Source organism: Ectothiorhodospira lacustris (assembly GCF_022227785.1).
GTDB classification, from domain to species: Bacteria; Pseudomonadota; Gammaproteobacteria; order Ectothiorhodospirales; family Ectothiorhodospiraceae; genus Ectothiorhodospira; species Ectothiorhodospira lacustris.
On the sequence record NZ_JAJNQM010000106.1, the window covers coordinates 1 to 8,850 of the forward strand.

At 64.5% G+C, this 8,850-nt stretch carries 7 protein-coding genes; all 7 read right to left on the minus strand.

All coding sequences use genetic code 11. The features are described 5' to 3' along the window. Positions 1 to 2,170, minus strand: a 2,170-nt coding sequence (locus LQ952_RS14575; protein ID WP_238623351.1) for an NHL repeat-containing protein, incomplete at its 3' end; no start/stop codon positions are given. A 76-nt stretch (positions 2,171 to 2,246) separates the two neighbouring features. Continuing rightward, complete coding sequence (locus tag LQ952_RS14580; protein ID WP_238623352.1) at positions 2,247 to 3,434, minus strand: S41 family peptidase; 1,188 nt, start codon at positions 3,432 to 3,434, stop codon at positions 2,247 to 2,249. Further along, positions 3,431 to 3,955 (minus strand): hypothetical protein, encoded by a 525-nt coding sequence (locus LQ952_RS14585; RefSeq protein WP_238623353.1) that lies wholly within the window; start codon positions 3,953 to 3,955, stop codon positions 3,431 to 3,433. The genes LQ952_RS14580 and LQ952_RS14585 overlap by 4 nt, the downstream gene beginning before the upstream one ends. A gap of 14 nt (positions 3,956 to 3,969) precedes the next feature. After that, positions 3,970 to 4,614 (minus strand): YMGG-like glycine zipper-containing protein, encoded by a 645-nt coding sequence (locus LQ952_RS14590; protein ID WP_238623354.1) that lies wholly within the window; start codon positions 4,612 to 4,614, stop codon positions 3,970 to 3,972. Between the two features lie 36 nt (positions 4,615 to 4,650). Further along, positions 4,651 to 6,342, minus strand: a complete 1,692-nt coding sequence (locus tag LQ952_RS14595; RefSeq protein ID WP_238623355.1) for a formylglycine-generating enzyme family protein — start codon at positions 6,340 to 6,342, stop codon at positions 4,651 to 4,653. After that, positions 6,332 to 8,170, minus strand: a complete 1,839-nt coding sequence (locus LQ952_RS14600; protein WP_238623356.1) for an ABC transporter permease — start codon at positions 8,168 to 8,170, stop codon at positions 6,332 to 6,334. Before LQ952_RS14600 ends, LQ952_RS14595 begins: the two co-directional genes overlap by 11 nt. A 6-nt stretch (positions 8,171 to 8,176) precedes the next feature. Continuing rightward, a partial coding sequence (locus tag LQ952_RS14605; RefSeq protein WP_238623357.1) for an ABC transporter ATP-binding protein occupies positions 8,177 to 8,850 on the minus strand: 674 nt, incomplete at its 5' end.

Genomic DNA, 8,850 nt, shown 5'->3' on the forward strand with positions numbered 1-8,850 from the left:
CGATCAGAAAGGTATCCAGGACATAGATACTGTCGTCCGGTGCGATTTCGATGCGTACCGGCTCGTCAAAATGGCCGTCCCGCCCCCCGGGCGCGCCCAGCCTCAGATGCAGTGAACCATCCCCGTGGAAGGCCTGAACATGATGGCCCTCGGTGACGAGGATGTGTCCCCTTGAATCCACCACCAGTGCCTTGGGAATCGACAGTCCGCCCAGATATCCCCCCTCTCGCCGGATGAGCCTCAGAAAAGCACCATCGGCATCAAACACCTGGATCAGACCATTGTTCTTGTCCGGCATGAAGATGCGCCCGTCGGCAGCGGCAAAGGCATCCTCGGGATACTGGGGGAACCCCTCGATCTCATTGGAGTACCTTTCCCGCTCTCGACCCGCCTGATGCAGAAAATTTCCCTGAGTATCAAAACGCAGGACACCGAATTTCATGGGATCGGTGATCAGCAGGGTACCGTCCGGCGCCACGCGGATCTTGCGCGGACTGCGCAGCAGCCCCGGCTCTTCGCGCTGCTCATAGGTCCCGATGGTCCCCCAGCCCCGCAGGAACCTGCCTTCAGGATCAAAAACCTTGACCACCGGGCCGGACTCGCCGACATCCAGTACGTAAAACGTCCCGTCCGGCCCCACGGCCAGCGACTCCGGCACACTCAGGGCTTCCGGCGCCGTCCCCCACGTTCCGAAGTGCACGGCCAGTTCTCCGTCCTGATTCAGACGCAGAATCCTGACCACACCGATGGCGCCGTCATCCGTCTTTTCTTCCCAACGCGCCAGCACCCACAGGGTACCGTCGGGACCCACCGCCATATCTCTGGCCCCCTTCTGCGCCCAAGTGGCCAGGTGCAGCCGCTCGGACAGCATGGGTTCGGGTGCCTTGTCGGAAGGCGCCAGGACCTGCAGTCGAAGCCGGGGCTTGCGGTCGGCATCCTGCATGTCGTCCAGGACATATAGCCGCCCGGCCGCATCCACCTGCAGGTCCCGCAGGAACATGAACTCGCCGGTACCGCTCCCCTGTCGACCAATGACACTGAGCAAATCCCCTCCCGGGGAGAACTTGAGAATCCGTCCATGGGCAGTGTCCGCAAGGAAGACGGCGCCACTGTCATCCACGGCAATAGGACCGCCCCGCCAGGCCATCTCATCAGCCGGAGAAGCCAGAATGTTCAATAATTCGCCCTCGGCGGACAGGCGCTTCACACGATGGGTATCCCCCACATGGATGGTGCCGTCGGCGGAGATACGAAGGTCACGGATACGGCCATACTGGTGTTCCAGGCGACCATTGGGGCCACTGAAAAAGGCCAGGAAGCGGCCCTCCGGCGAGAACTTCTTCACGCCTTTGACACCCGAAAAATCCGACGCGGCCTCCACCACATGGATATTGCCTTCACCGTCCAGATCCAGATCAAAGGCACCTCCCACCTGATTGACCTCACCGGTCAGGGTGATCGCCTCGGCCAATCGCTCAGTACCTGGAAACAGCCTCAGCAGGGGTGATTCACCACCCATGGCCATGCGGGAGATGATCAGTTCCCCATCGCGGGTAAAAACTCCGTTATGGACATAGCCCAGCGGGCGGCCCTCATGGATCAACGGCACCGGAGTCGCTTCCGGCTGCAGGGTCTGCGCATCCAACCTCGCCATCGCCGCCCGGCCATCGTTGACCTGCTTGAACAGCACATGCCAGCGCCCCTGGGAATCCTGTAACAGGCGGGATGCCTCGATCGGTGCCGCCTGGTTCGGCAGATTGAGGTCGACGGTACGGACCACGTCATACCAGAGGCCCGATTCCGCGCTGCTCGACGGTTCAGACCGGGTATCCACCGTCCCGATCACCTGGACCACCGCCAGCGGCGGGGTCATGAGTTCCAGCAACGACCCCAGGGCGGCGAGGTGCTCGGCCGACAGCGCCGCCTCATTGATCCAGTTCTCGAGCCGGCGCCTGTCCGCCGCCAGCAGATCCAGGTCATGCCCCCGCAACGCCATCGCCAGCGCGCGATAGCGATCCGGCAAGAGGCCATAGGCGGCCAGGGCGCGTACCGTGAGGCGATCCTGCTGCTCCAGTGCCAGCAACTCATCCGGCCATGACGCTGATTCCGCCCCGGACATGCACGGCAGCCACAGCAGTAACAACAGCACGGACCCACGCAATGCATTCATGACATGAACTCCCATCACAAAAAGACCGCCCGTTGCCGGGCGGCAAGGGTGATTGACATCCCGTCAGGCTATTTTCCTAGCGTGATTCATCAGGAATCTGCGGCTCACGTTCAACAGCCGGGATGGCCTCGGGCCGGCCATGCAAGAGAGCTCTGGACACGCCGAGCAAACGCAATGGATCCCGCAGCATCGCCGCACTCACCGCCACATCGGGCTGGATGCCCGCGGCCGTGCAGCGCTCGCCCCCGGGCAGCAGGACCATCCGGTTGGTCAGGCGCAGCACCGAGCCATCCGACAGGCTGACATCCGTCTGGCTGCTGCACTTGCCGAAGGTCGGCCGCCCCACGACCTTCGCCCGACCATGGTGTTGCAGCGCCCCGGCAAACACTTCTGCCGCACTGGCCGTATCCGGCCCCACCCAAAGCACCATGGGGATATCCACCTTTCGTCCGGGTGGCGCATGGAAAATGGCGGGATGGCCGTCAGCCCCTTGCACACTGCCCAGCACGGCACCCGCGGGCAGGAACAGGGCAGCCATATCCAAAGCTTCAAACAGATCCCCACCCCCGGATACCCGCAGATCCAGGATCAGGGGCATGTCTCCATCACCGGAGGGACGCGGTGATGCAAGCACGAACTCCAGTGTTGCCAGCAACGCCGGCCGTGTCAGGCCGCCGACGAAATCCCGTACCTTGAGGATCCGCTGCCCGGGCGGCCCCAGCAACTCCACGTCCAGGGGACGAAATCGCTGCCGGGTAATCACCTGCATCACAGGCTCGGCATTTAGTCCGCCGGGCAACAAGGTCAGGGCCACGCGGCTTCCCTCCGTCCCCCGCAGCACGCTCAGGAGTTCCTGGGGAGAAAGCCCGACCACGGAAGCATTGTCGACCTGCAGCAACTGTGTGCCTTCCTCGATGCCGGCCAGGGCGGCAGTGCCGCCCTGGTAAGGCAACAGTATGACCTTGCCGTCCTCAAACACCAGATCGGCGCCGATCCCCACCCAGGCATCCCGGCCCAACATGGGAGAACGCCACGTGCCCGCGGGAAAGTAACGGGCATGGGGATCCAGGGCCTGGAGATCCTGCTCCAGATTCCCGACGGTCAGCCCCTGCAGGACCGATTCAGCGGGCGGATGCAGTGCACGTTCCCGGATGACCTGGCGAATCTCATCCAGGGGAGTCGCTGCGTCACCGCTCCCGCTACCCCAGGCAGTCCCTCCAGAGAGGGTCAGACAGACCAGCAACAACGCCAGACTCCGTTTCAACGAGCCAACTCCAGGGACAGCTGCATGAGCAGTTCATATTCCTTCTGCAACGCCTGACGCTGCTGCTCCAGTTGACGACGACGCAGGTCTGTATCACTGTCGCCAAGACCACTGCCTTCCAGGGCATCCAGGGCGGATTGCTGCTGGCCCATCTGCTGTTTCAGGTCGGTCAGGCGGGTTTGCAGTTCCCGAACCCGCTGATCACCCCGGCCGTGCTGCGCACTCAGACTCGCCATCTCCCGGTCCAGGGCCGCCACGTCCGCATTGAGTCGGTCCAGACGCGTACGCTCCGCCGCCACCTGCCGGGTCTGCTCGGCCTTGCGGGCTTCCAGGTCACCCTGTTCACCTTCCAGTTCCCGCTGAGTCCTGCGCAACGCCTCCAGACGTGCCTCACGTTCCTGCACCCGGGAGTCATAGGCACCGCTGCCCAATCCCTGAATGCCGCCCAGAAGCCCGCCTTCCCGGGGGTCAGTGGAAGTGGCACAGCCTGCCAGCAAGACCATGGGCAGGGCGATCGCCATCAGCCTGCAAGCCTTCATACGGACAGCCTCTGATCGATAAGGGCCAACTGGGCGCTGCCTTCCTGCAGCTGTCCCAGGTTGGCCTGCAGGGCCGCGACCTCCTGCTCCAGACGGGCGATGTAGGGATCATCCTTGGGTCGACCCTTGCTTTCCTGGGCCAGAATGGCGTTCTGGACCTTGAGCTCGTCTTCCAGGGTCTTTTCCAGCTTCTGCGCCGTCTCGATACGGCCTCTAAGGTCATCCCTGCGGGCCTGCAAGGCCTTGCGGTCCGCATTGCCGGCGTTGTACCGAGCCCGCAGGTTGCGGGATTCCGTTTCAAGCTGTGCAATCTCGGTGCTCAGACGCTGGTTGTAGGCCAGCGTCGTGGTATTGAATTCCGCCACCCGGGCGATCTCACCATCCAGGAAATCCTCGGTGCTGGCATAGGCCTGCTTGCGCTTGGCGATTTCGTTGCCCACGGCAAAGCCGATCCCGCCCCCCAGCAGGGCACCCACCGCGGCACCGCGCTCGCGGTCGATGGCATAACCCAGCAGGCCGCCGATCAGGGCGCCCCCCGCGGCGCCCTCCCCACGGGTACGCTGCTGATCATCCATGGTGGCGCATCCCCCCAGCAATGCCACGGCGCACAACAGTGACAAACCTTTATGGGTGTTATTCATGGTCTTTCCCCCTCACGTTCAGTGTCGAATAAGTCATTAGCCGTCGCTAAAGTCCCGAAAACGCTCCCGGTAGTCTTCCAGCCAGCGGTCCAGATCGGCCCGGCGCTCTTCATTGAAGTCCTCGGCATGGGTCCTGAGCAGTTCCAGCACTACCTGCTCCCGCCTGGGTGTCTCGCGGGCGGCCAGAGCGGCAAAGGCCTGTTCAATATAGGCTGGTTCGTAATCCCCCAGAGCGGAGACCTTGTCCCGGTAGCCCTGCAACTGTTCCCGGGCCGCCCCGTCAAGGTCCCTGATCGACGCCTCTACCGCGGTCACCTGCTCCTGGTAGCGGGTGGACAGTTCAGCCAACCGGCGAGCGGTTTCCAGGCTGCCTTGCAGACGGCTGAGGCGGGATAAGTAGACACTCAGGTTCACCCCGTTGCGGGCGGCATCCTGGGCCAGACTGCGGGCACTCTCCCGCTGGGCCAGTTCCAGACGTTCCCGGGCCCGGTCCATGTGCGCCTGTACCGCGGTCAGCGGCTCCCTCAATGCGACGTTCTCCTCCATCAACCGGGCCAGGATGGGCTCCACCGTGCCCAGTTGCACCGCGGCCTGGGCCACCAGGTTGTCCAGGGTTCGGCCCACAGGCATGGTGCGCCGCAGGTCCGCCCGGTACTGTTCGTATTCCTGCTCGATGCGATTGCGCTGGGCGGTGCTGACCACCACGTTGGCACCGATGGCCAGGCGCACGCCGGTATTGAAAGACCGCCGCTCCTCCATGCGCCCCTGATCCGCATTCCAGGCATAGGCATCCAGTTCAGCCCGCAGAGCACTTCTGAGCTCTGCCTGCGGTGTGGAGACGCTGCCGCCCCGGACGGCCACCCCGCCCGGCTTGCCCTGCCAGACCTCGGGCCGGAACAGGCCGGCGGTCATTTCCTGGGCATTGCCCAGCAGGTCATGGAAACCCAGGGTATCGGCCCGGCGCAGACCGACGGACCGCAACTGATGACGGGCATTACCCAGATGCCAGGCATATTCATTGATCTCACGCTCGGGAAACGACAGCCGGTCATTGAACGTCCCCGCCTGCAGGGCCGGCAGACCACCCCGGGCCGCATATTCCCATTCATCTTCGGTGGGCAGGCGCAGGAAACCGGGGACACCATCCACCCGGGGCAATGCCAGGGCGCGCTCCGGATGCTCTGGATCGAACAGCCACTGGTTGTAACGGCGGATGAAGGCCTGAATGTCCTGGTGGCTGACAAAGGCCAGCGGCAGGGTCAGGGCATCCCGCAGGGCCCGCCCCTGCAAGGTCGGCAATTTCTGATCCTCCGGGTCACCGCTCACCGCCAGCAGGGAATCCATGCCCATCACCGCCACATACTGGGCCCGGGTCAGCTCATACTTGGCCAGGATGATGTCCCAGCCCTGCCCGTCCGTACTGGGAAACGAACCACTGATCTGGGTGCGCTGCAAACCCTCGAAGATCCCCCCGGAGGCATCCCCGATCTGGATGATCCGCTCACGATCCCCCCAAAACCCGCTACCGGGCACCCGTACAGCCCGAAACACCATCTCGGCGCTGTTGGGCATGGGCAGGACGATATCCCCTGCTGCAGGTCGGGGATTAAAGAAAGTGGGGGTGAGTGTCTCGTCGGCGCCTGCCCACGAACTCATCAGGGTCACGACCAACAGCACCCAGGGGTACCAGCGTCGCCGGTTCACCCAAACACACCATTCACTGTTCACGGATGGCCTCCGCAGGATCGATATGAGTGGCCCGCCAGGCGGCCACCAGGGAGGCCAGGACCGCCAGCGACAGGGTAGCGACGATGGCCATCAGGACATGGCTCGGCGGCAGGGTGCAAAAACGCTCGCCGGGCGCCAGCTCACTGGCAAAGGTACGATTGATCGTCATGGCCAGGGCGGCGTAGCCGGCAAAGGCAGCCAGCAGCCCCAGGGCGGCGATCATCGCCCCTTCCGCCACTGGGAAGAAAAACACATGCCGGCGCGCCAGTCCCAGCAGACGCAATACCCCCAGATCCCGCCGCAGACGTTCCACGGAAGCGTAGAGACTGGCGATCAGGACCGCCGTCCCGCCGCTGATCCCCAGCAGGGCGATCAGCTGGAACAGTCGGCCCAGACCGGCGTCCAGGATCCGAATGCGTTCGATGGCTTCCACCTGGGCGATGAATTCAATGCCTTGAGCCTCCAGGCGTCGGGCCAGGGCGGGCACCTCATCAATGCCGGAGGCATAGAGACGAAATCCCCGGTAACCGCCCCGGGCCATCTCGAAACGGCGGGTTTCGGGGTCCTGGATCACCGCCCGCTGGGTGGCCGTACGCAGCACCCCCAGCAACTCCACCGGCACCACGGGGCGATCCAGGCCGGTCTGTCCCAGGACGGCCAGCTCCAGCGACAGAGGTGCCACACCCCGGCTACCGACCACCAGCGGAGTCTGCGACAAGCCGGCATCCCGGGGCAACAGGACAGAGACTAGGCGTTCGCCCGCGGGGGCGCTGCCCGTGAAGCCGCCCCAGGGCGTCGGATCGACGCCCAGGTGGGTCGCCTGCTCAACCGTCAGGGACAGACCCACCGGTGACCAAGGCAGATCCGCTCCGGCATGGAGCTGCACCTGCGTCACATAGGGCAGCAACCAGCGTTCCTGCCCCCGGAGCTTCTGTTCGATGGCACGCAGGTTGGACAGGGTGACGGCCGTCCCCGGGGTCAGCAGTTCATAGGCGTGCAACCGAGCCGGCGGGGTGAAGCCCAGCAGGGTGCGGATTCGTTCCGAAGATGCTTCCTGCATCCGGGCAAAACCGGTATTGATCACCAGGCCGGTGCGGGCAATAGGATCCAGCGGACTCTCCAGCAGCAGGATGGCGCCGTCAAAGCTCAGGTGAGGCTCCGGCGTCTCTCCCGGCCAACCCCGCCGGGGTGCACCGTAGCCTTCCTTGTAGGCTTCCACATCCAGTACCAGCGACAGGGGGGCGTAGATCCGAGGCAGATGCCCGGCCCGGGATGCCAATACGGAGACGATTTCCAGCACTTCCTCGGCCTGCTCGGTGCGCCCCGCCCGCGAACGGGTTACTCGCACCGTGAGACGATCACCGGCGGACACCCCCAGGCGACGCGCAGCCTCATGGCTGAGCACCAGCTGATCCTCGCCAGGGATGCGGGCGCCGTTTTCCAGCAGCAGAGGGTCTCCCGCCGCCGTGGGCACCAGATCGAACAACTCGGTACGGCCGGTCCCCGAATGCACCACCTGCAGCACCGAGGACAGGGGCAGAATGGTAGGCGTGACAAAGGCCACCCCGGGCCACCGTTCGACCTCGTCGAACCATGCGGGGGCATACTGCCGGGTCTGGGCGGGCCTGATCTCCCGGAACATCGGGTCCTCCACCAGACGTTCGCGCAGGGTCTCGATGGTGCCGTGCTTGAGCCCCATCAGTACCAGCAGGGGGGCAATCACCGCCGCCAGGGCCACCACCAGGCACAGGGTGAGTATCCAGTCATGGCGCAGATGGGCGGCCGCCAGGGCGGGAATGAGTCGAAACGGGCTCAGGCTGTTGGGCATGGAGACCTACTGCGCGGCATGGAGCGGACGACAGACGGAGCGAGTCCTTTGCGCAGTGGTCTGTTGCACATCGAAGGTATAAAAACGGTCGGCATGGTCGGTCACCAGTTCCACGTCATGGGTAACCATCACCACCGCCACACCTTCATCGCGAGTCAGGGCATGAAAATCCCGCATGATGTCCCGCGCACGGGTCTTGTCCACCGCCGCCGTGGGTTCATCGGCCAGCACCAGACGGGGTTCATGGGCCAGCGCCCGGGCAATGGCCACCCGCTGCCGCTGCCCTACGGAAAGGGCATGAGGCATACGATCCAGACAGGTCGCCACCCCCAGGCGCTGGGCCAGTGCAGTAATCCGCCCGGACTGCCCACCGACACCACCACGGATGCGCCCCGGCAAACGGATATTGTCACGCACACTGATAAAGGGCAGCAGGCCACCGGTCTGCAGCACGTAGCCCAGATAGTCGCGCCGCAGCCCCGCCAGTTCGGCCTCCCGGGCACGGGCCCAGAGCACACGCACATCAATAGGCACAGTGTCCTGACGGGGCCTGAAATGAAAACGGTCCGCCTGGGTGGGTTCCATCACCATCGCCAACAGATCCAGCAAGGTACTCTTGCCGCAGCCGCTGGCGCCCACCACCGCCACCAGTTCGCCGGCGCTGACCGAGAAGGCCGGGA

Excerpts from the sequence above, each read along its gene's own strand:
- LQ952_RS14585 (WP_238623353.1), bottom strand. The coding sequence starts at position 3,955 with ATGGCGATCGCCCTGCCCATGGTCTTGCTGGCAGGCTGTGCCACTTCC.
- LQ952_RS14590 (WP_238623354.1), bottom strand. The coding sequence starts at position 4,614 with ATGAATAACACCCATAAAGGTTTGTCACTGTTGTGCGCCGTGGCATTG.
- LQ952_RS14600 (WP_238623356.1), bottom strand. The coding sequence starts at position 8,170 with ATGCCCAACAGCCTGAGCCCGTTTCGACTCATTCCCGCCCTGGCGGCC.